Origin of the sequence: Pseudomonas sp. DP-17 (assembly GCF_022380625.1) — a bacterium.
Taxonomy (GTDB): domain Bacteria; phylum Pseudomonadota; class Gammaproteobacteria; order Pseudomonadales; family Pseudomonadaceae; genus Pseudomonas; species Pseudomonas nitroreducens_A.
This window is the reverse complement of record NZ_JAKSXG010000004.1, coordinates 385,489-405,724: the sequence shown is the minus strand read 5'-3', so window position 1 is coordinate 405,724 and position 20,236 is coordinate 385,489. Positions and strand designations below refer to the sequence as shown.

22 protein-coding genes are annotated in these 20,236 nt (G+C 65.0%); 12 read left to right on the top strand and 10 right to left on the bottom strand.

Annotation, left to right across the window (positions count from 1 at the left end):
* Positions 1 to 10: 10 nt before the first annotated feature.
* From sdhA to sdhC, 3 genes are read right to left on the bottom strand one after another with little or no spacing between them, the layout of a single operon-like run.
* Complete coding sequence (sdhA, locus tag MJ122_RS11205) at positions 11 to 1,783, bottom strand: succinate dehydrogenase flavoprotein subunit (protein WP_088417289.1); 1,773 nt, start codon at positions 1,781 to 1,783, stop codon at positions 11 to 13.
* 3 nt (positions 1,784 to 1,786) lie between these two features.
* A complete protein-coding gene (gene sdhD / locus MJ122_RS11200) occupies positions 1,787 to 2,155 on the bottom strand; it encodes a succinate dehydrogenase, hydrophobic membrane anchor protein (protein WP_026078926.1) in 369 nt (122 codons plus the stop codon).
* Complete coding sequence (sdhC, locus tag MJ122_RS11195) at positions 2,149 to 2,535, bottom strand: succinate dehydrogenase, cytochrome b556 subunit (protein WP_162140471.1); 387 nt, start codon at positions 2,533 to 2,535, stop codon at positions 2,149 to 2,151. The genes sdhD and sdhC overlap by 7 nt, the downstream gene beginning before the upstream one ends.
* A 354-nt stretch (positions 2,536 to 2,889) precedes the next feature.
* Here sdhC and gltA point away from each other — a divergent pair, with 354 nt between their 5' ends.
* Positions 2,890 to 4,173 carry a citrate synthase gene (gltA, locus tag MJ122_RS11190; RefSeq protein WP_017518059.1) on the top strand — a complete coding sequence of 428 codons (1,284 nt, stop codon included), beginning with the start codon at positions 2,890 to 2,892 and terminating at the stop codon, positions 4,171 to 4,173.
* A gap of 137 nt (positions 4,174 to 4,310) precedes the next feature.
* Here the strand turns inward: gltA and MJ122_RS11185 are convergent, their stop codons facing one another.
* Both MJ122_RS11185 and MJ122_RS11180 read right to left on the bottom strand, forming a co-directional pair.
* Positions 4,311 to 4,916: an START domain-containing protein gene (locus MJ122_RS11185; RefSeq protein WP_088417290.1), complete on the bottom strand. Its 606-nt coding sequence runs from the start codon at positions 4,914 to 4,916 to the stop codon at positions 4,311 to 4,313.
* A 124-nt stretch (positions 4,917 to 5,040) separates the two neighbouring features.
* Positions 5,041 to 5,295 carry a YkgJ family cysteine cluster protein gene (locus MJ122_RS11180; RefSeq protein ID WP_088417291.1) on the bottom strand — a complete coding sequence of 85 codons (255 nt, stop codon included), beginning with the start codon at positions 5,293 to 5,295 and terminating at the stop codon, positions 5,041 to 5,043.
* Between the two features lie 386 nt (positions 5,296 to 5,681).
* On the opposite strand from MJ122_RS11180, the gene MJ122_RS11175 reads away from it, so the two are divergent.
* Entirely contained in the window at positions 5,682 to 6,023 is a 342-nt protein-coding gene (locus MJ122_RS11175) for a DMT family protein (protein WP_017518056.1), read from the top strand.
* Positions 6,024 to 6,056: 33 nt separating this feature from the next.
* Here MJ122_RS11175 and MJ122_RS11170 read toward each other — a convergent pair whose 3' ends face one another.
* Positions 6,057 to 6,935, bottom strand: a complete 879-nt coding sequence (locus MJ122_RS11170) for an NAD(P)-dependent oxidoreductase (RefSeq protein ID WP_239744204.1) — start codon at positions 6,933 to 6,935, stop codon at positions 6,057 to 6,059.
* Between the two features lie 100 nt (positions 6,936 to 7,035).
* On the opposite strand from MJ122_RS11170, the gene MJ122_RS11165 reads away from it, so the two are divergent.
* Both MJ122_RS11165 and MJ122_RS11160 read left to right on the top strand, forming a co-directional pair.
* A complete protein-coding gene (locus MJ122_RS11165) occupies positions 7,036 to 7,587 on the top strand; it encodes an exonuclease domain-containing protein (protein ID WP_017518054.1) in 552 nt (183 codons plus the stop codon).
* A gap of 111 nt (positions 7,588 to 7,698) precedes the next feature.
* Entirely contained in the window at positions 7,699 to 7,980 is a 282-nt protein-coding gene (locus MJ122_RS11160) for a pyrimidine/purine nucleoside phosphorylase (protein ID WP_088417293.1), read from the top strand.
* A gap of 122 nt (positions 7,981 to 8,102) precedes the next feature.
* Here MJ122_RS11160 and MJ122_RS11155 read toward each other — a convergent pair whose 3' ends face one another.
* Both MJ122_RS11155 and MJ122_RS11150 read right to left on the bottom strand, forming a co-directional pair.
* Positions 8,103 to 9,020, bottom strand: a complete 918-nt coding sequence (locus tag MJ122_RS11155; protein ID WP_239744203.1) for a GTP-binding protein — start codon at positions 9,018 to 9,020, stop codon at positions 8,103 to 8,105.
* A complete protein-coding gene (locus MJ122_RS11150; RefSeq protein ID WP_239744202.1) occupies positions 9,017 to 10,765 on the bottom strand; it encodes an amidohydrolase in 1,749 nt (582 codons plus the stop codon). Before MJ122_RS11150 ends, MJ122_RS11155 begins: the two co-directional genes overlap by 4 nt.
* A 112-nt stretch (positions 10,766 to 10,877) precedes the next feature.
* Between MJ122_RS11150 and MJ122_RS11145 the strand changes: the two genes are divergently transcribed.
* Positions 10,878 to 11,933, top strand: coding sequence for an AraC family transcriptional regulator (locus tag MJ122_RS11145; protein WP_239744201.1), 1,056 nt, complete (start codon positions 10,878 to 10,880; stop codon positions 11,931 to 11,933).
* Between the two features lie 40 nt (positions 11,934 to 11,973).
* Here MJ122_RS11145 and MJ122_RS11140 read toward each other — a convergent pair whose 3' ends face one another.
* Positions 11,974 to 12,390: a VOC family protein gene (locus tag MJ122_RS11140; RefSeq protein WP_138216635.1), complete on the bottom strand. Its 417-nt coding sequence runs from the start codon at positions 12,388 to 12,390 to the stop codon at positions 11,974 to 11,976.
* Between the two features lie 17 nt (positions 12,391 to 12,407).
* Positions 12,408 to 12,833, bottom strand: a complete 426-nt coding sequence (locus MJ122_RS11135; RefSeq protein ID WP_088417298.1) for a YciI family protein — start codon at positions 12,831 to 12,833, stop codon at positions 12,408 to 12,410.
* A gap of 240 nt (positions 12,834 to 13,073) precedes the next feature.
* Here MJ122_RS11135 and MJ122_RS11130 point away from each other — a divergent pair, with 240 nt between their 5' ends.
* The 7 genes from MJ122_RS11130 (at position 13,074) to MJ122_RS11100 (ending at position 20,229) form a co-directional block, all read left to right on the top strand.
* The gene (locus tag MJ122_RS11130) at positions 13,074 to 13,724 is read left to right on the top strand and encodes a hypothetical protein (RefSeq protein WP_239744200.1); all 651 of its coding nucleotides are present in this window, start codon (positions 13,074 to 13,076) and stop codon (positions 13,722 to 13,724) included.
* A 72-nt stretch (positions 13,725 to 13,796) separates the two neighbouring features.
* Positions 13,797 to 14,276 carry a YbaK/EbsC family protein gene (locus tag MJ122_RS11125; RefSeq protein WP_088417300.1) on the top strand — a complete coding sequence of 160 codons (480 nt, stop codon included), beginning with the start codon at positions 13,797 to 13,799 and terminating at the stop codon, positions 14,274 to 14,276.
* 305 nt (positions 14,277 to 14,581) lie between these two features.
* Positions 14,582 to 15,805, top strand: a complete 1,224-nt coding sequence (locus tag MJ122_RS11120; RefSeq protein WP_239744199.1) for an SfnB family sulfur acquisition oxidoreductase — start codon at positions 14,582 to 14,584, stop codon at positions 15,803 to 15,805.
* A gap of 9 nt (positions 15,806 to 15,814) precedes the next feature.
* On the top strand, positions 15,815 to 17,188 hold the full coding sequence (locus MJ122_RS11115; RefSeq protein WP_239744198.1) for an LLM class flavin-dependent oxidoreductase: 1,374 nt from the start codon (positions 15,815 to 15,817) through the stop codon (positions 17,186 to 17,188).
* Positions 17,188 to 17,853: a methionine ABC transporter permease gene (locus tag MJ122_RS11110; protein ID WP_239744197.1), complete on the top strand. Its 666-nt coding sequence runs from the start codon at positions 17,188 to 17,190 to the stop codon at positions 17,851 to 17,853. The genes MJ122_RS11115 and MJ122_RS11110 overlap by 1 nt, the downstream gene beginning before the upstream one ends.
* 142 nt (positions 17,854 to 17,995) lie before the next feature.
* Positions 17,996 to 18,766, top strand: a complete 771-nt coding sequence (locus tag MJ122_RS11105; RefSeq protein WP_088417304.1) for a MetQ/NlpA family ABC transporter substrate-binding protein — start codon at positions 17,996 to 17,998, stop codon at positions 18,764 to 18,766.
* A 227-nt stretch (positions 18,767 to 18,993) separates the two neighbouring features.
* A complete protein-coding gene (locus tag MJ122_RS11100) occupies positions 18,994 to 20,229 on the top strand; it encodes an SfnB family sulfur acquisition oxidoreductase (protein WP_239744196.1) in 1,236 nt (411 codons plus the stop codon).
* Positions 20,230 to 20,236 lie beyond the last annotated feature (7 nt).

The window sequence follows — 20,236 nt, the reverse complement described above, 5'->3', positions numbered from 1 at the left end:
GCGGGCACCCTTAGTAAGTACGAACCTTGGGTTCGAATGCCGGAACAGTTTTCGGCGCGAAGTTGACGGCACGCTTGGCAACGCGTTTCTCACCCGGGAAGTACAGGGTGTGGCACAGCCAGTTCTCGTCGTCGCGCTCCTCGAAGTCTTCACGGGCATGCGCGCCGCGGGACTCTTTGCGGGCTTCGGCCGCAATCGCAGTGGCTTCGGCCACTTCGAGGAGGTTCTGCAGTTCCAGCGCTTCGATACGCGCCGTGTTGAACGCCTGGCTCTTGTCATTGATCTTGACGGTAGCGATACGCTCACGCAGATCAGCCAGCTGAGCGATACCTTTCTGCATGTACTCGCCGGTACGGAACACACCGAAGTAGTTCTGCATGCAGGATTGCAGCTCGCGCTTGAGCGGAGCGACTTCTTCGCCGCTGGTGCGCTCGTTCACGCCGTTCAGGCGATTGAAAGCGAATTCCAGGTCGGATTCGGAAGCACCGCGGTGCTCGATGCCCTCTTTCAGGGCTTTTTCCAGGTGCAGACCGGTGGCACGACCGAACACCACCAGGTCGAGCAGCGAGTTGCCGCCCAGGCGGTTGGCGCCGTGTACCGATACGCAAGCCACTTCGCCTACGGCGAACAGGCCTTCGATAATCTGCTCGTTGCCGTTGGCATCCATGGTCAGGGCCTGGCCATGGATGTTGGTGGCAACGCCGCCCATCATGTAGTGGCAGGTCGGGATGACCGGGATCGGAGCGACAACCGGGTCGACGTGGGCGAAGGTCTTGGACAGTTCGCAGATGCCGGGCAGGCGGCTGTGCAGAACTTCTTCGCCGAGGTGGTCGAGCTTCAGCAGCACGTGGTCCTTGTTCGGGCCCACGCCGTTGCCGGCGATCACTTCCTTGACCATGGAGCGGGCAACCACGTCGCGGCCGGCCAGGTCTTTCGCGTTCGGAGCATAACGCTCCATGAAACGCTCGCCGTGGGCGTTGATCAGGTAGCCACCTTCACCGCGGCAACCCTCGGTGACCAGTACACCGGCGCCGGCGATGCCGGTCGGGTGGAACTGCCACATCTCGATGTCCTGCACCGGCACGCCAGCACGCAGGGCCATACCGATGCCGTCACCGGTGTTGATCAGGGCGTTGGTGGTGGAGGCGTAGATACGACCGGCACCGCCAGTGGCCAGGACCACGGCTTTGGAGCGGATATAAACGGTGTCGCCGGTTTCGATGTCGATGGCGATGACGCCAACCACATGACCGTCCTGGTTCTTCACCAGATCAACGGCGTACCACTCATTAAGGAAGGAAGTACCGCTCTTCAGGTTAGCCTGATAGAGGGTGTGCAGCAGGGCGTGACCGGTACGGTCGGCCGCGGCGCAGGTACGGGCAGCCTGGCCACCCTTGCCGAAGTCCTTGGACTGGCCGCCGAACGGACGCTGGTAGATACGGCCCTGTTCGGTACGGGAGAACGGCAGGCCCATGTGTTCCAGCTCGAACACGGCTTCCGGGCCGACTGAGCACATGTATTCGATGGCGTCCTGGTCACCGATGTAGTCGGAGCCCTTGACGGTGTCGTACATGTGCCAGCGCCAATCGTCGTTCGGGTCGGCCGAAGCGATGGCGCAGGTGATACCGCCCTGGGCGGAAACGGTGTGCGAACGGGTCGGGAAGACCTTGGTCACCACGGCAGTCTTGTGACCGCCCTGGGCCAGCTGCAGCGCAGCGCGCATGCCGGCGCCGCCACCGCCAACAATGATGGCGTCGAAGGAAAGAGAACGAATGCTAGCCATGGATCAGTTACCCCAGAGAATCTGCACACCCCAGACGAAGAATGCGAACATGGCCATGCCGCATACTGCCTGGACGAGGAAACGCACGACGGTCGCGGATTTGCCCAGCGCCATCTGAGTCAGGTAGTCGGTCGTGATGGTCCACATGCCGACCCATGCGTGCACGCTCAGGGATACCAGCGTCAACAGGCTGAAGATCTTCATCAGGCTGTGGGAGAACAGACCATGCCACTCGGCGTAGGAAATACCCGGGTGCGCGATCAGGAAGCCCAGCAGGAAGAGAACATAAGCCGCGAGAACGACCGCGGAGACGCGTTGAGCCATCCAGTCATAGAGACCCGAACGCGACAAGTTAGTGACGTTAGTTACCATACCCATACCCCCGCCAGAACGATCAGCACCACTGCGACAGCGATGACGATTTTCGAACCACGCTTACCGCCTTCCAGTGTTTCGCCAACGCCTGCATCCATGATGAGGTGACGAATACCGGCTACCAGGTGGTACAGCAGCGCAGACAGCAGGCCCCAGATCACAAGCTTGACCAACGGATGGGTCAGACACGCCTTCACCTGCTCGAAGCTTTCTTCCGAAGCGAGGGAACGATCCAGTGCGAACAGCAGCACTGCGATGCCCACGAACAGAATGACGCCAGAGATGCGGTGGAGAATCGACGTGTAAGCAGTGATAGGGAGTTGGATGGTCCTTAGGTCTAGGTTTACGGGTCGTTTGCTATTCACGGCTTTTTTCACACTGAGAGCCCTTCTATGGATCAGGGCTAGTTGTCGGGAGGTGCACTTGTCAGGTACCCATCACCTTCGGGAGTGACAACCACCAATCAAGCGAGGCCGGACGGCCCTTGGCGGCTGGTCGCCGAGTATAGACAGTTAGGCTCCTAATGACAACGGAAAGACCTCCACCTAAGGACTAATTGCCGCACCCCCATAAAAGGCGTAAACAGGCAAATTTTTCCGGCAAAACAGGGGCTTGGAGGAGCCAAACTTCTCCGATTGTGCAAATTGACATTCGGATTTATCTCTCTATAGTGGTGCGGGCCCTGCGTGGGGGGTCGTACAGATGATTTCAAGCATAAATAGGAGGCCATCATGGCTGACAAAAAAGCGCAGTTGATCATCGAGGGCGCTGCCCCCGTCGAACTGCCTGTCCTCTCCGGCACGCTGGGTCCCGATGTCGTCGACGTGCGGGGCCTGACCTCCACGGGCCACTTCACTTTCGACCCCGGCTTCATGTCCACCGCCTCCTGCGAGTCGAAGATCACCTACATCGACGGTGATAAAGGTGTGCTGCTGCATCGCGGCTACCCGATCGAACAGCTCGCCGAGAAGTCCGACTACCTGGAAACCTGCTACCTGCTGCTCAACGGCGAACTTCCGACTGCCGAGCAGAAGGAAAAGTTCGTCGGCACCATCAAGAACCACACCATGGTTCATGAGCAGCTGAAGACCTTCTTCAACGGCTTCCGCCGTGATGCGCACCCGATGGCCGTGATGTGCGGCGTGATCGGTGCCCTCTCCGCTTTCTATCACGACTCCCTGGACATCAATAATCCGAAGCACCGGGAAGTCTCGGCGCATCGTCTGATCGCCAAGATGCCGACCATCGCTGCCATGGTGTACAAGTACTCCAAGGGCGAGCCGATGATGTACCCGCGCAACGACCTGAACTATGCAGAAAACTTCCTGCATATGATGTTCAACACCCCTTGCGAGACCAAGCCGATCAGCCCCGTGCTGGCCAAGGCCATGGACCGCATCTTCATCCTGCACGCCGATCACGAGCAGAACGCCTCCACCTCCACGGTGCGCCTGGCGGGCTCCTCGGGTGCCAACCCGTTCGCCTGTATCGCCTCGGGCATCGCTGCCCTGTGGGGACCGGCTCACGGCGGTGCGAACGAAGCCGTTCTGCGCATGCTCGACGAGATCGGTGACGTATCGAACATCGAGAAGTTCGTGGCCAAGGCCAAGGACAAGAACGATCCGTTCAAGCTGATGGGCTTCGGCCACCGCGTGTACAAGAACTTCGACCCGCGCGCCAAGGTCATGAAGCAGACCTGCGACGAGGTTCTCCAGGAGCTGGGCATCAACGACCCGCAACTGGAACTGGCCATGAAGCTGGAAGAAATCGCCCGCCACGATCCCTACTTCGTGGAGCGCAACCTCTACCCGAACGTGGACTTCTACTCCGGCATCATCCTCAAGGCCATCGGCATCCCGACCAGCATGTTCACCGTGATCTTCGCCCTGGCACGCACCGTGGGCTGGATTTCGCACTGGCAGGAAATGCTCTCCGGCCCGTACAAGATCGGCCGCCCGCGCCAGCTGTACACCGGCAGTGCGCAGCGCGACTTCGTGGACCTCAAGGCCCGTTAAGCGCTACGGCGTACAAGAAAAGGCCGCCTTCGGGCGGCCTTTTTACTGGCCCGGCTTTTCTGGGGAGCAAGCTCGTTCAACGAAAGCAAAAAAGCCGCCCAGGGGCGGCTTTTTCGTGGGGGAAACGACAGCGTCTATTACTTCTCGGCAGCGCTGCGCAGGCCTTTCAGGGTGTTCATCGGCGCATCGACCACGAAGCTGTTGGCCAGCCAGGACGGAATGCTGCCACCCGGCTCGGTCTGCACCTGGTAGGTCACTTCGGTCACGCCGGCGCCCTTGGGGACCAGCTTCCACTCGCCGATCAGCTTCGGCACGCGGATTTCGCCCTTCTCTTCCGGGATGTAGGTCGGCTCGGCCTTCAGATGACGGATCAGGCCGCCGTCGGCGGTCTTCTCGGTGGTCACGTGGATCACCACGTCACGGCCGGTCACCGGCCAGGGCATATCGATCTTCGAGTAGGTCCAGGAATTCTCGCCCTCGGTCTTCAGCAGGCGCATCTCGGCGCAGGCGTGGATCCACTTGCAGGAGCCGGCCACGTCTTCCTGCAGGGCGTTGATCTTGGCCACATCGGCCTTGATGTCGACGACGCCACGGTAGGCCTTGTACTTGGAGCCTGCCACAGGGCTGAGGAAGACCTTCACACCGTCGTCTTCCTTTTCCAGCTTCCAGTCTTCAGCCAGGGCAGTGCCGGCAAAGCCCATCACGGCAGTGGCCAGCAGGGTCATACGCAATACACCACGCATCGTCTTACCTCTCTTTATTCTTGATCTTGTGGGGGCAACAAATGCCGCTGCCCCGTCGCAATCCGCGGTCTTGAGCGGGTCGGGGCGTCAGTATGGACCGCGAAAACGTGACTTCCAAGTCACATCAGGCAGCGGTGATGCGTTCCCACTCTGTGAGGATCTGCAGCGCCTGCTCGTTGCTGCTGCCGCAGGCTTCGGCGTCCGCGTCGAAGGCCGCACAGACCTTTGGACGCCGCGAATCGCCGAATAGTTTGCACAGATTGCGTTCATCCAGCTGCACGCAGCGCACGCCCGCCGGCTTGCCGTCAGGCATGCCGGGGATGGGCGAGGAAATCGACGGCGCTATGCAGCAGGCGCCACAGCCGATACGGCAATCCATGGATGACTCTCTACTCGGGATCGTTTGTTGCGGGGGTTGGGAGCGCAGCTGCCCCAGCTCGCACAATGCGGCCGCCAGGCGCCCGGGGCTTGGCGGGCGCGGCAGAGCACGGTGTTGCCAGAAATGGGTCGCCGAGCATATCGCTCGCCGGGCATTCCGCCAACCTGGCCGGATCAGCGGGAAGTTCCCGCTACTGCGGGCGAACCCATGGCCAGCCTGCTTTTTGGACAGCGATCCCGCTGACGATGGCTGACTCGACGAGTGCCTGGGCCCGCGCCCCGTCAACGCCCCGCTCCCCGCGCTAGGAACCTGATCACCGCTCCAGCTCTTGGCTGTCACGCCGCACTCCACTAGGCTCAGGCGCAGTCCCCCACAGGAGCTCTGCCATGCCGGTCTGGCTGCAAACCGCGTTTCTTCTGTCGCTCTCCAACCTGTTCATGACCTTCGCCTGGTACGGCCACCTGAAAACCCTGAACAGCAAGCCGTGGATCATCGCCGCGCTGGTCAGCTGGGGCATCGCACTGTTCGAATACCTGCTGCAGGTGCCGGCCAACCGCATCGGTTACACGGTGATGTCGGTAGGGCAACTGAAGATCATGCAGGAGGTCATCACGCTCGCAGTCTTCGTGCCGTTCAGCGTGTACTTCATGCAGCAGCCACTCAAGCTCGACTATCTCTGGGCCGGCTTGTGCCTGCTGGGCGCGGTTTACTTCATCTTTCGCGCCTGAAGCGAGCCTGGCGCGACTCGCAGGATGAACGACTCAGGACTCGGGCGAGTCCTGCAGGCGAGTGATAAGACTGGAAGTGTCCCAGCGTCCACCGCCGGCGGCCTGCACCTCGGCGTAGAACTGATCGACGAGCACGGTGACCGGCAATTTCGCGCCATTGCGGCGAGCCTCGTCGAGGACGATGCCCAGGTCCTTGCGCATCCAGTCCACCGCAAAACCAAAATCGAAGCGCCCTTCCAGCATGCTCTGGTGACGGTTCTCCAACTGCCAGGATTGCGCGGCGCCCTTGCTGATCACCTCCATCGCCGCCATGCCGTCGAGGCCGGCGTTCTGGGCGAAGTGCAGCGCCTCGGACAGTCCCTGCAGCAAACCACCGACGCAGATCTGGTTGACCATCTTGGTCAACTGGCCGCTGCCCACCGGGCCCATGCGTCGCACCATGCGCGCGTAGGTGGCGATCACCGGCTCGGCGCGGGCGTAGATGTCGGCATCGCCACCGACCATCACCGTCAGCGCGCCATTCTCGGCGCCGGCCTGACCGCCGGACACCGGCGCATCGAGGAAGCCCAGCTCGCGCTCGGCCGCCATCACGGCCAGTTCACGGGCTACTTCAGCGGAAGCAGTAGTGTGGTCCACCAGCACGGAGCCGGGCTGCATTCCCGCCAACGCACCGTCCTCACCCAGCACCACGCTGCGCAGGTCGTCATCGTTGCCCACGCAGCACATCACGAAGTCGGCCCACTGCGCCGCCTCGCGCGGAGTGTCCGCGCAGCGGCCGCCGAACTGCCTGACCCACTGCGCCGCACGGCTCGCGGTGCGGTTGTAGACGCAGACCTCATGCCCTTCGCGCGCCAGATGCCCGGCCATGGGATATCCCATCACCCCCAGGCCGATGAATGCCACTCTCGCCATCGCGGTCCCCTTGTCAGCAGAAGTCGCTCAGCCTAGCGCGGTTTGCCGGTCGCGCAAACGCCTTCCATACTCGATTCGAACCCAACCACGAGCACCGACTATGCCCCACTGGCTGGTGATCGACCTGGAAGCCACCACCGAGGAAGGCGGCTGGCCGGTCGAGGAAATGGAGATCATCGAGATCGGCGCGAGCCTGGTGGCAGAGGCCGATGGCCGCGAGCTGGACCATTTCCAGCGTTTCGTCCGACCGCAGCGGCGCCCGCTGTTGACGGCCTTCTGTCGCGAACTCACCCACATCACCCAGGCCAATGTCGATGCCGCCGCGCCGCTGCACGAAGTCTGGCCGCAGTTCGAGCGCTGGCTCGCGCAGCACAGCCCGCGCCTGGCCGGGTGGACCAGCTGGGGCGACTATGACCGCCATCAGCTGGAACTGGAGTGGCGCCGCCAGCATCTGGACAGCCACCTGTCCCGCGTGCCGCACGTCAACCTCAAGCAGCGCTTTGCCCAGGCCCGCCAGCTCAAGCGCCCGGTGGGCCTGAACGCCGCGCTACACCTGGCCGGGCTGCACTTCCAGGGGCAGCCGCATCGCGCCCTGGAAGACGCCCGCAACACCGCCCGCCTGCTGCCGCTGACCCTGCCCGTCGCCGGCTGACGCCGCCCATCAATCACTGACCGCACGGTCGCCGGCCTCGCTCTAGTGACGGAGCCGGCGGCCTTGGGCATACTGGCGGGCCCTTTTTCACCCCTCTTGCAGGAGAAGCCCATGTTCAAGGTCAACGAGTACTTCGACGGCACCGTCAAATCCATCGCCTTCGACATGACCGCAGGCCCCGCCACCATCGGCGTGATGGCTCCGGGCGAATACGAATTCGGCACCAGCCAGCTGGAGGTGATGCACGTCGTCGCCGGCGCGCTGACCGTCAAGCTGCCGGGCAGCGACAACTGGGAAACCTTCGAAGGCGGCAGCAACTTCACCGTGCCGGCCAACAGCAAGTTCCAGCTGAAAGTCGCCCAGGACACCGCCTACCTCTGCGAATACCGCTGAGTTCGGCGCGTCACGGAAAACCGGCCCTGGTGGCCGGTTTTTTATTGCCCGCGCAAAGCTCTGACGAAACATCGGTGGGGGGAGAGAGGAAAACTCAGGCGCAGGGTCCCAGGAGCCTCCGCTCACGAAATACACCTGTGCAGCCCGGCCTCAAGATCAGCCCGCAACCCCGCATCCTTCTCCGCGATGAACACCAGTCGCGAGCCCTGCGCAGCCTCGGCCGCTGTCGCCGGGCGCAGCTGATAACGCCCGCCCACATACTGCAGCCAGACCGCCTCGCCCTGCCCCGCCAGGCGAATCAGCCCCTTGAGGCGCAACAGGCCGCGCGGCAATGCTTCCAGCCAATGCTTCAATCGCACACCATCGAGAACCGCCTCACCTTGCCAGCTCCAGCTGTCGAACAGCTCGCCATGGTCGATGCCTTCCTGCCCATGGGGTCGCAGCTTGCGCGACGGCTCGCCCAGCAACAGCTCATCGGGAATCTGCGCCTGGATGGTCTCCAGCACCCGCGCGCCACGGCCAAAACGTTCGCGCTGGCTGGCGCGCTCCCCGGCGTCCAGCAGGTCGCATTTGTTCAGCAGCAGCAGGTCGGCGGCTGCCGCCTGCATGCGCTCCAGTCGCGCGTACTCGCCTTCCAGCGGTTCCCGGCGCGCGCCGTCGACAACGGTAAGCACCGCATCCAGATGCAGGCGCCGGCGCAGTTTCGGGTAGCCCAGCGTCTGCACGATGCGTTGCGGGTCGGACACCCCGCTGCATTCGATCACCACCTGTTCCAGGGGCGGGTGCAGGTTCGCCAGCCGTTCAAGTTGCGCCAGCAGGTCGTCCTGCACGCTGCAGCAGATGCAGCCGTTTTCCAGGCTGTACACGGCCTCGGTCTGCTCGGCGATCATCCCGGCGTCGATATTCAGCTCGCCGAAATCATTGACGATCACCGCCAGGCGCCGGCCTTCGCAGCGTTCCAGCAGGTTGCGCAGCAGCGTGGTCTTGCCCGCCCCCAGGAAGCCCGCCACCACGGTCACCGGAATGCTGGCGGCGTTCATGCGTTGACCCCTTCGATGCGCGGCGGCTCGCCCTGCCACACCGCCGCCAGCGCAGTATCGCTGAACTGGCCGAGGCGGTCGTACACCGGGCGGCCCTCGACGAAGGTCAGCTGCACCTCGGTGCGGTGGATGAAGTTGCGCGCCGGCTGCTCGAACAGGTTGCGGTCGAGCACGATGAAGTCCGCCGACTTGCCCGCCTCCAGGCTACCGGTGAGCCTCTCCAGCCCCATGGCGTAGGCGCCATTGAGCGTCGCCACGCGAATCGCCTGTTCCAGGCTGATCGGCTCGCCGAAGCAGGCCGGGTCGTCGTTCCAGGGGTTCTGCCGGGTCACCAGGGTTTCCAGCGCAAGCCAAGGGTCAATCGACGCCACCGGCCAGTCGGTGCCGATTACCGCGATGCCGCCGGCGGCCAGCACTCCTTTGAAGTCATAGATGCGCTTCAGGCGATCCGTGCCGTAGCCCGAGCGCGCGCCGCTGGCGAAGGGTGTCGGGTACCAGGCCGCCGGGGAAAACTCGGCGATCACTTCCAGTTCGCGGAAGCGCTTGAGGTTGCCCGGATGCAGGATGGTGCTGTGCGCGCACTGGTGGCGCACGCCGCTGAAACCATTGCGCCGGCGCGCCTCGGCCACCGCATCGAGGAATACGTCGGACGCCGCGTCGCCGGTGCAGTGGGCGATGACGCGGATGCCGCGGCGATCCATGTCCACCACCATGTCGGTGATGTGCTCGGGCGTCAGGTTGAGTTTGCCGCGCCAGGCGTCCTCGCCCGGCCAAGGCGTAATAAGGAAGGAGGAGCGCGGCTCGACCGTGCCGTCGAAGTGGAACTTCACCGCGTTCGCCGACAGCCGCGCGCTGCGGTAGTAATGGCGCTCGCCGCTGAGCAGCTCCCAGCGGCGACGCACCGGGAAGATGTCGTCCTGCCAGCTGATGGCCGCTTCCACACGCAGGGTCAGTTGCCCGGCGTCGTCGAGGTACTTGAGGGCATCCAGGCGGTTCTCGCAGACATGCAGGTACTTGGCCGCTGTAACGCCGCGCGAGCTCTGGAAGTGCACGCCCTCGCGGTAGGACTGGCGCAACACCTTGGCCGGGGTCGGCGGCATGGCGGCGTGGATCAGCGCATAGGCGCCGTCGATCAACAGGCCGTTGGGCTCGCCGGTCAACTCGTCGCGCTCCAGGTAGCCGTTGCGCGGGTCGGCGGTGCTGGCGTCGATCCCAGCCAGTTCAAGCGCGCGGGAGTTGACCATCATGGTGCCCCACATGCGGTCGAGCAGCGCCACGGGGCGGTCGGGCAGGATGCTGTCGAGCCACTCGCGACCCGGCTTCAGCCCGGCTTCGCGGAACGTATAGCGCACCCAGTACTGGCCGTAGACCCAGCCATCGCCGGGGTGGCTGTCGGCGTAGTCGCGAATGGCCTTCGCCAGTTGATCCGGGGTCGGATCCTCGATGCCAACATCGAGATCGTCGGCATAGCGCGGGTTCAGCGCCAGGTCCGGGTGGGTGTGCATGTCGTGCAGGCCGGGCATGCAGAAGGCGCCTTCGAGGTCGCGCACCAGGGTGTCGGGGCCGATCAGATGCTCCATCTCCTCTCGCCGGCCCACCGCCAGCAGCCGGCCATCGCGGATGGCCACGGCCTCGGCCCAGGGCTGGGCGGGATCGAGCGTATAGAAACGGCCGTTGTGCAGCAGCAGTTCAGCTAAGCGGTCGCTGGGAGAATGGGAGGAGCGGAAGCGGTCCGGAGCGGTCATGGCAGGCCCTTATTGTTCTTGTCCGTGGAGGCAGTATAGGGCTCGGCTTCCAGCCACCGACTAGCATAAGATAACAACTCACTAGCACAACAAGACAGCTTGAGGCTGCGCCATGCCTACCGCGTCCTTCGACATCGATTACGCCTCCCGCCAGCTGTTCCGCCACTTCCTCGACGAGTGGCGCGCCCGCCCCGCCCTGCCGCCCTTGACACCCTTGCTCGGTGGCCTCGGTCTGCCCAGCAGCAGCGAAGCGGCGGCTGCCCGGATGAACTTCGCCCGCTATTACCGGCTGCTGCAGCAAGCCGCCGGGTTGCTCGGCCCGAGCGACTTCTTCCTGCGCCTGGGCCAGCGCTACAACCTCTATGACCTGGGGATGATCGGTTACGCGCTGATCAGCGCGGCCAACCTGCGGCGCTCCTGGGACATTTCGCTCGGCCAGCCGTCGAGCCTGATGCCGCACCCGATCCACACCCACCGCGAAGAAGTTGGCGAGCACATCCGCCTGACGCTCCGACTGCCGCCCTTCAGCGACGTGGAGCGCATCGCCCTTTGCGAGGAATGGCTAAGCAGCACCTGGCGCTGGCTCTGCCAGCGCCTGCCGGACCTGGAGACCTGCCCCGGCATGCAGCTGCACCTGCCCTACCCGCCGCCAGCCCATGCGGCCTTGTATGGCGAACTCTTTCCCGGCCCCTGCCAGTTCAATGCCGGGCAAGCCGAGCTGTGGATACCGAAGGCCTTCCACGACCAGCCCTTCTCCACCGCCAACCCGTCGGTGAGCCGGCTGTGCCAGGCGCAGGGTGCAGCGACCCTGGCCAGCTTCGAGCGTGGGCCAGCGTTACCGGACGATGTGCGCTATTACCTGTTGCAGAACGCGCGCATTCCACTCCCCGACCTGGAGCAGACCGCCGCCTGGCTGCGCCTGCCTCCGCATACACTGCAGCGCCGGCTGCGCGAGCACGGGCTGACCTTCAAGGGAATAGTGCTGGAGGTGCGCATGGCGCTGGCACAGCGCTATCTGCTGGCCAGCCGGATGGCATTGCAGGAGATCGCCTTCCTGCTCGGCTATGAACACGTCACCAGTTTTCACCGGGCATTCCAGCGGTTTACCGGAACGACGCCGGAGCGGTTTCGCGCCAATGGCGGAAAAGAGCAGCCCGAGGGCGGATAACGCTGTCGCGTTATGCGCCCTACGGATTATCGAGGCCCGTTCAAGCCTCCTTCTCGCAATTGATCATCCACGGCACCCCGAAGCGGTCTTCCACGGCGCCGAACAGCTCGGCCCAGAAGGTCTGTTCCAGCGGCATGGTGACCTTGCCGCCCTTGCCCAGGGCGTCGAACAGTCGCCGCGCCTCAGCCTTTGTGTCGACATTGAGGGTGATCGACACGCCCTTCACGCCTTCGTACTGACCGCATTGCGGCGAGGCGTCCGAGCCCATCAGCACATGGCCGTCCACCTCCAGGCGTACGTGGATCACGCGATTCTTCAGCGCCTCGGGCATGTCCTCGCAACCCGGTGCGTCGGAGAAGCGCATCAGAGCCGGCAATTCGGCGCGCAACACTTCGGCGTAGTAACGGAAGGCTTCTTCGCAGTTGCCGTCAAAGACCAGGTAGGCATTCATCAACATGGCGGTGTTCTCCAGATTCAGGATTTGCTGGCGATTTCGGCGCGCAGGCGTTCTTCCTGCTCGCGCAGTTCAGGGGTGAATTCGGCGCCAAAGTCCTCGGCCTCGAAAATCTGCCGGATCTCGATCTCGGACTCGCCGTCGAACGGATTGGGCGAGCGCCTGACCCAGTCGATGCACTCCTGCAGCGAAGCGGTCTGCATGATCCAGAAGCCGGCGATCAACTCCCTGGTCTCGGCGAACGGGCCGTCGATCACCTGCCGCGAAGCACCGTCGAAGCGCACCCGCGCGCCCCTCGAACTGGGATGCAGGCCTTCGCCAGCCAGCATCACGCCAGCCTTCACCAGCTCCTCGTTGTAGGCCCCCATGGCGGCGAGCAGCTCTTGCTTGGGCATCACACCGGCTTCGGAGTCGGCGGTGGCTTTGACGATCACCATGAAACGCATGGTCTTTCTCCTCTTGTTGTCATTCTCAGCGTGGCGGCCGGTTGCTTCCGGTTCCTGACAAGTAGTCGAAGGGCGTGACGAAAGATCGACAGGCCCCGCGAAATTTTTTCCAGCGGTCGTGCGAGGGCTTTGAGCATAGGTCGCTCGGCGGCGCCCAGCCGGCGATATAGGAAAATTCGCTATGGACGCCCCCGGCTGGCGCCATTAGAACGTGCCGCTCAGCAATCGCCGGGCCCTCCCATGCAGGTTCAGCTCATCCCCGTCATCGAATTGTTCTACCTGGTCGACTCCGTTCCGCTTCCCGCCAACGGCCCGTACTGGGAGCACGTCGCAAGCTGGCGGGAATACCATGAGCGCAACCTGCGGGCCAACGGCTTCAGCCCGCGGCTGCGGGCCTACCTGCCGGGCAGTGCGTTCCATCGCATTGCCGACCTGAGCGACGCGGACATTTCGCGTTTGATCCAGCTGCACTGCGCCGAGGGTCTGGAAGGTTCCCGGAACTGGGCCCGCGTACCACCCCTGTCCGGGGGCTATGTGCTGCGGGTCGGCGCCCTCGACGTCCTCTTCCCGCAGTGCTGCAGCGACCTGGGCGACCTGCAAAGCTGGAAGCGCGTCGCCGCCGGCAAAGGCGCCTACCTGTACAGTGGCCACCCCTCGCCCGACATCAACCAGCACAACCAGTCCGCCAGCTTCGACTTCAACGGGCCGGGCGAGGCCTTCGTCCCACCGCCGCCCCTGCATTCGGTGACCGTGCCGCTGTCCGCCCTCACCCGCGCGGTACAGGCAGCCGACCGCGAGCTGAGGATATTCGCGGCCCGCCTGGATCTGCTGAACGCCAACCAGTCCATGGGCATCCCCGATATCGAGAGGCTGCTCATCCACGGACACTGAAAGCGCCCTCTGGACAGCTCCGCCCATGCTCCCTAGATTCAATCCTTTTCGCACGACACGGAGCATCGCCCCATGAGCCTGGAATCGGTTCGCGCCTTCTTTGCCGAAAAGGCCCCCGACATCGCCATCATCGAGCTGCAAACCAGCACCGCCACCGTCGCCCTGGCCGCCGAGGCCCACGGCGTGGAGCCGGGCCGCATCGCCAAGACCCTGTCCTTGCGGGTCGGCGAGCGCACCGTGCTGGTGGTCGCCCGCGGCGATGCAAGACTGGACAACCGCAAGCTCAAGGAAGCCTTCGGCGGCAAGGCCAAGATGCTCGGCGCCGAGGAAGTGGTGGAGCTGACCGGCCATCCGGTGGGCGGCGTCTGCCCGTTCGGACTGGCCACGCCACTGCCGGTGTATTGCGATGTGTCGCTGCAGGCATTCGACGAGGTCCTGCCAGCCGCCGGAGCCGTGCACAGTGCGGTAAGGATCGAGCCGCAGCGCATGGCGCAGCTGGTGGCGGCAGATTGGATCGATGTTTGCCAGGAGCTGGTTGATCAACCGATTTAGTCTTGCCAACCCATGGCGGACGAAGTCCGCTCCTACACCCAATGGGAATTCGCAGTAGGAGCGGACTCTGTCCGCGATTGGCTTCAGCCCACACCGAATCAACAGGTCCTCTGCCCCGCTACAGCACTGCTGCCCCAGCAACACTCGCCCAACACTTTGCTGTTTGCCCAGTTGCGCAACTGTTGGGATAAAAACCTAAGCAACTGATTTTAAAGGTAATTAATTTCCGGCACAGCTTGTGCAATGACCCAATCAGACAGACCCGAACGCCGGGTCGATTCATCTGCCGAGGTCGCTGTACTGCCATGCCCCAACTCCCCCAGTCCGCCCACTACGACATCCGCGAACCCAACGCCCAGCGGATCGTTTCCGATGCGCAAGCCATCGAAGTCGCCCACAAGGTCGCCGCCTTCCTGCTCGAAGGCGCCGCCGAGCGCGACCGCAACCGCGAAGTCCCCCCCGAGGTCGTCGAGGTCTACTCCAACAGCGGCCTGTGGGGCATCACCGTGCCGCGCGAGTTCGGTGGCGCCGAGGTGTCCTACGCCACGCTGGCGGAAGTCATCGCCATCGTCTCCGCCGCCGACCCGTCGCTGGGGCAGATTCCGCAGAACCACTACTGCCTGCTGGAAGACATCCGCCTGCAGGGCAGCGACGAACAGAAGCGCTTCTTCTTCGACCTCGCGCTCAAAGGCAACCGCTTCGCCAACGCCCTGTCGGAAACCGGCGGCAAGAACGTCCAGGACATCCGGACCCGCCTGCGCCATGACGGCGACAGCGTGGTGATCGACGGCCGCAAGGGCTATTGCACCGGCTCGCTCTATGCCCACTGGATCGGCGTGCTCGGTCTGGACGAGCAGAACAACGCCCAGCTCGCCTTCGTCCCGCGCGGCACGCCGGGCCTCGCCATCGTCGACGACTGGGCCAGCATCGGCCAGCGCACCACCTCCAGCGGCACCGTGCTGGTGGAAGGCCTGCGCGTACCGGCGTTCAACGTGTTCCCCACGCACCGTTCCTACGACGTGCCGACCCTCGCCGGCCCGTTCGCGCAGATCACCACTGCCGCCATCGACGCCGGCATCGCCCGCGCGGCGCTGCGCGACACCATCGCCTTCGTCCGCGAGCAGGCGCGCCCCTGGATCGACGCCGGCGTGGAAAAGGCCAGCGAAGACCCCCTGACCATCATCCAGGTCGGTGAACTGGGCATCCGCATCGAAGCCGCCGACGCCCTGCTGGAACGCGCCGGCAAGGTGATGGACGCCGCCCGACCGGCGCCGGACGAGGACAGCGTGGCCCGCGCCTCGGTCGCCGTGGCCAAGGCCAAGGTGCTGACCACCGAGGTTGCCATCGACGCCACCAACAAGCTGTTCGAACTGGGCGGCACCCGCTCCACCCTCGCCCGCCACGGCTTCGACCGCCACTGGCGCAACGCCCGCGTGCACACCCTGCACGACCCGGTGCGCTGGAAGTACCACCTGGTCGGCAACTGGCTGCTCAACGACAAGCGCCCACCGCGCCACGACTGGAACTGAGGACGCGCGATGAGCAAGCAGATCCGCCTCAACGCCTTCGCCATGAACTGCGTCGGCCACCTGTCGCCCGGCCTCTGGCGCCACCCGCGCGACCAGCAGGCCGCGCGCTACACCGACATCCACTACTGGATCGAGCTGGCGAAGACCCTCGAACGCGGCAGGATCGACGGGCTGTTCCTCGCCGATGTGCTGGGCGTTTACGACGTCTACCGCGGCAACGCCGACGCGGCGCTGTCCGCAGGCGCACAGGTGCCGGCCAACGATCCGCTGCAGATCGTCCCGGCCATGGCCGCGGCCACCGAGCACCTGGGCTTTGGCATCACCGCCTCGGTGTCCTTCGAACATCCGTTCCCCTTCGCCCGGCGCATCTCCACGCTGGACCACCTGACCCGAGGCCGCGCCGGCTGGAACATCGTCACCTCCTACTTGAGCAGCGGCGCGCGCAACCTGGGGCTGAAGCAGCAGCTCAACCACCAGCAGCGCTATGCCCTGGCCGAGGAATACCTGGAGGTCTGCTACAAGCTCTGGGAAGCCAGCTGGGACGACGACGCGGTGGTTGCCGATCGCGCCAGCGGCGTCTATGCAGAGCCGCGCAAGGTGCACCCCATCGAGCACAAGGGCGAGCACTTCGACGTGCCCGGCTTCCACCTCAGCCAGCCGTCGCCGCAACGCACCCCGGTGCTCTACCAGGCCGGCGCGTCGAGCCGCGGCAAGGCCTTCGCCGCCGGCAATGCCGAGTGCGTGTTCGTCGCCGCGCCGACTAAGCGCATCCTCCGCGACCAGGTGGCCGACCTGCGCCGCCTCGCCGTGGAGGCCGGACGCCAGGCCAGTGATGTGCTGGTGCTGAACCAGCTCACGGTGATCGTCGCACCGACCGACGAAGAGGCCCTGGCCAAGCTGGAGGGCTACCGCCAGTACAGCGACCGCGAAGGAGCGCTGGCACTGGTCTCCGGCTGGACCGGCATCGACTTCGGCCAGTACGCACCGGACCAGGTGTTGCGCCACGTACAGAGCGACGCCATCCAGTCCGCGGTGGACGCCTTCAGCGCCGCCGACCCGGAGCGCCAGTGGACCGCCGCCGAGATCGCCGACTACTGCGCCCTGGGTGGAGACGGCCCGCTGCTGGTGGGTTCGCCGCAGACCGTGGCGGACCAGTTGCAGGCCTGGGTCGAGGAAACCGACGTCGACGGCTTCAACCTCTCCAGCCTGGTGGCGCCGGAGACCTTCGTCGACATCGTCGACCTGCTGGTGCCGGAACTGCAGGCGCGCGGCCTGTTCAAGCGCGAGTACGAACAGGGCACCTTGCGCCACAAACTGTTCGGCCAGGGCGACCGCCTGCGCGCCCCGCACCGCGCCGCGAAGCTGCGTCGGAGCGCACAGTGATGGACGGCTGGTTCCGCAACCTCGACTGGCATGACCTTGGCCAGGCCTGCCTGGACACCCTGGCCATGCTCGGCGGCGCGCTGGCCTTCACCGTGCTGCTCGGTCTGCCGCTGGGCGTACTGCTGTACCTCACCGGCAAGCGACAGCTGCACGAAAAACCCGGCCTGTACCGCGCGCTTTCCGTGGCGGTGAACATGCTGCGTTCGCTGCCCTTCATCATCCTGCTGATCGTGCTGATCCCGGTCACCACGCTGGTCACCGGCACCTCGCTGGGGGTGCCCGGCGCCATTCCGCCGCTGGTGGTGGGCTGCACGCCGTTCTTCGCCCGCCTGGTGGAAACCGCGCTGCGCGAAGTCGACCGCGGCCTGGTGGAAGCCACCCAGGCGATGGGCGCCAGCACCTGGCAGATCATCTGGCACACCCTGCTGCCGGAGGCCCGCACCGGGCTGATCGCCGCCGTGACCGTCACCGCCATCGTGCTGGTGGACTACACCGCGATGTCCGGCGTGATCGGCGGCGGCGGCCTGGGCGACCTGGCCATCCGCTTCGGTTACCAGCGCTTCCAGACCGACGTGATGATCATCACCGTCGCCCTGCTGATCCTGCTGGTGCAGGCCCTGCAGATGAGCGGCGACCGACTGGTAGCACGCTACACGCGGCGCTGAATTCCCCGCCCACTCCCTCTCCGGGAGCGGCATCCAAAACACCCGCCGGCAGCCGGGCCCCGCTGCCACCAAGGCCCCACGTCCACACCACGACGGCCCACCCACTACTGATACTTTCTAAACCATGCATGGAGCAACACCCATGAAAAAGGCCATCGCCATTCTGGCGGCCGTCGTCGCTTTTTCCGCCCAAGCGGGTGAGAAACTCGTGGTCGGCGCCACCCCGGTGCCCCACGCCGAGATCCTCGAATTCGTCAAACCGGAACTGGCCAAGGAAGGCGTCGACCTGGACATCAAGGTCTTCACCGACTTCATCCAGCCCAACCTGCAGCTCGCGCAGAAGAACCTCGACGCCAACTACTACCAGTACCGCCCCTTCCTCGATGACTTCAACAAGACCCGCCACACCGACCTGGTGCCGGTGGTGGGCATCCACATCGAACCCTTCGGCGCCTACTCCACCAAGTACAAGTCCCTCGCCGAGCTGCCTGACGGCGCCAGCGTGGCCATCCCCAACGACCCGGTGAACACCGGTCGCGCCCTGGTGCTGCTGGCCGAGAGCGGCCTGATCAAGCTCAAGGACCCGACCAACCCGCAGTCCACCGAGCGCGACATCACCGACAACCCCAAGCACCTGAAGATCCGTGAACTCGAAGGCGCCCTGCTGGCCCGCGCAGTGAAGCAGGTGGACCTGGCGTTCATCTTCGCCAACTACGCGCTGGAAGCCGGCATCGACACCAAGAGCGCGCTGATCGTGGAAAAAGGCAAGGACCTCTATGCCGAGTTCCTCGTCGCCCGTCCGGACAACATCCAGGACCCGGGCATCCAGAAGCTGGCCAAGGTGCTGAATTCGCCGGAAGTCCGGCAGTTCATCCTCACCCGCTACAAGGGCGAGATCGCGCCGGCGTTCTGATGCGAGATCGGGCGGGGGCGTTTCACCCTCTCCCCCACCCTCTCCCGCAAGCGGGAGAGGGTGCTGTCCGAGTCGCCTGCGAACGCTGCTATCACCGGTAACTTCAAGCGCGCCGCCAGCAACGGCTGATGGCGCGCTGGCAACACGCCCCGAACGGCCCCCCCTCCCTTCAGGGAGAGGGTTGGGGAGAGGGATTCTCCCGAACAGCGATAACCACAGGAAACCGCATGACCAACGAATCCGCACCCAAGGACCTTCGTGACCAGGCGCCCCGGCTACTCCCGGCGCGCCGCATCGACAACGACGCCCAGGCCATCGAAGCCGCCCACGAAGTGGCACGCCTGGCAAAACCCGGCGCCGCCGCCCGCGACCGCGAGCGCGCCTTGCCCTGGCGCGAGCTGGAGCACTTCACCGCCCTCGGCCTGGGCGGCATCAGCATTCCCCGCGCCTACGGCGGCGCGCAGGTCTCCTACGCCACCTTGGCCGAAGTCTTCCGCGTGATCTGCACCGCCGACCCGGCTCTGGGACAGATTCCGCAGAACCAGTTCGGCCTGCTCAAGGTGATCGACAACGTCGCCAGCGACGCGCAGAAGCGCGTGCTGTTCGGCGGCGTACTCAACGGTCGGCGAATCGGCAATGCCGGCCCCGAACGCAACACCCGCAACACCCTCGAGCTCAAGGCGCGGCTGGTTCGCGACGGCGAACACTTCCGCGTCAGCGGCGAGAAGTTCTATTCCACCGGCGCGCTGTTCGCCCACTGGGTCGCGGTGAAGGCCGTCGATGAAGAAGGCCGCGCGGTGATGGGCTTTGTCGAGCGCGGCGCGGAAGGCCTGCGCATCGTCGACGATTGGTCCGGCTTCGGCCAGCGCACCACCGCCAGCGGCACCGTACGGCTGGACAACGTCCCCGTCGCGGCTTCGCTGGTGATCCACAACGGCCGCCTTGCCGACATCCCGAACATCCAGGGCGCCGTTTCGCAACTGATCCAGGCCGCCATCGATGCAGGCATTGCCGCCAACGCCCTGGAAGACGCCATCGACTTCATCCGCACGCGCACCCGCCCCTTCATCGACGCGAACGTCGAGCAGGCCAGCGAAGAGCCCTTCACCATCGCCGAGATCGGCCGCCTGCAGGTCGAACTGCACGCTGCCGAAGCGCTGCTGGAGCGCGCCGGCCATGTGCTCGACGAAGTCAGCGCGCGGCCCATCGACGACGAGTCCGCCGCCCGCGCCTCCATCGCCGTGGCCGAGGCCAAGGTGCTGACCACCGAGATCAGCCTGGCCGCCAGCGAAAAGCTCTTCGAGCTGGCCGGCAGCCGCGCCACCCTCGCCGAGTTCAACCTCGACCGCCACTGGCGCAACGCCCGTGTGCACACCCTGCATGACCCGGTGCGCTGGAAAGTCCAGGCGGTCGGTGCCTACCACCTCAACGGCGCCCGCCCGGCGCGTCATTCCTGGATCTGAGGAGCGC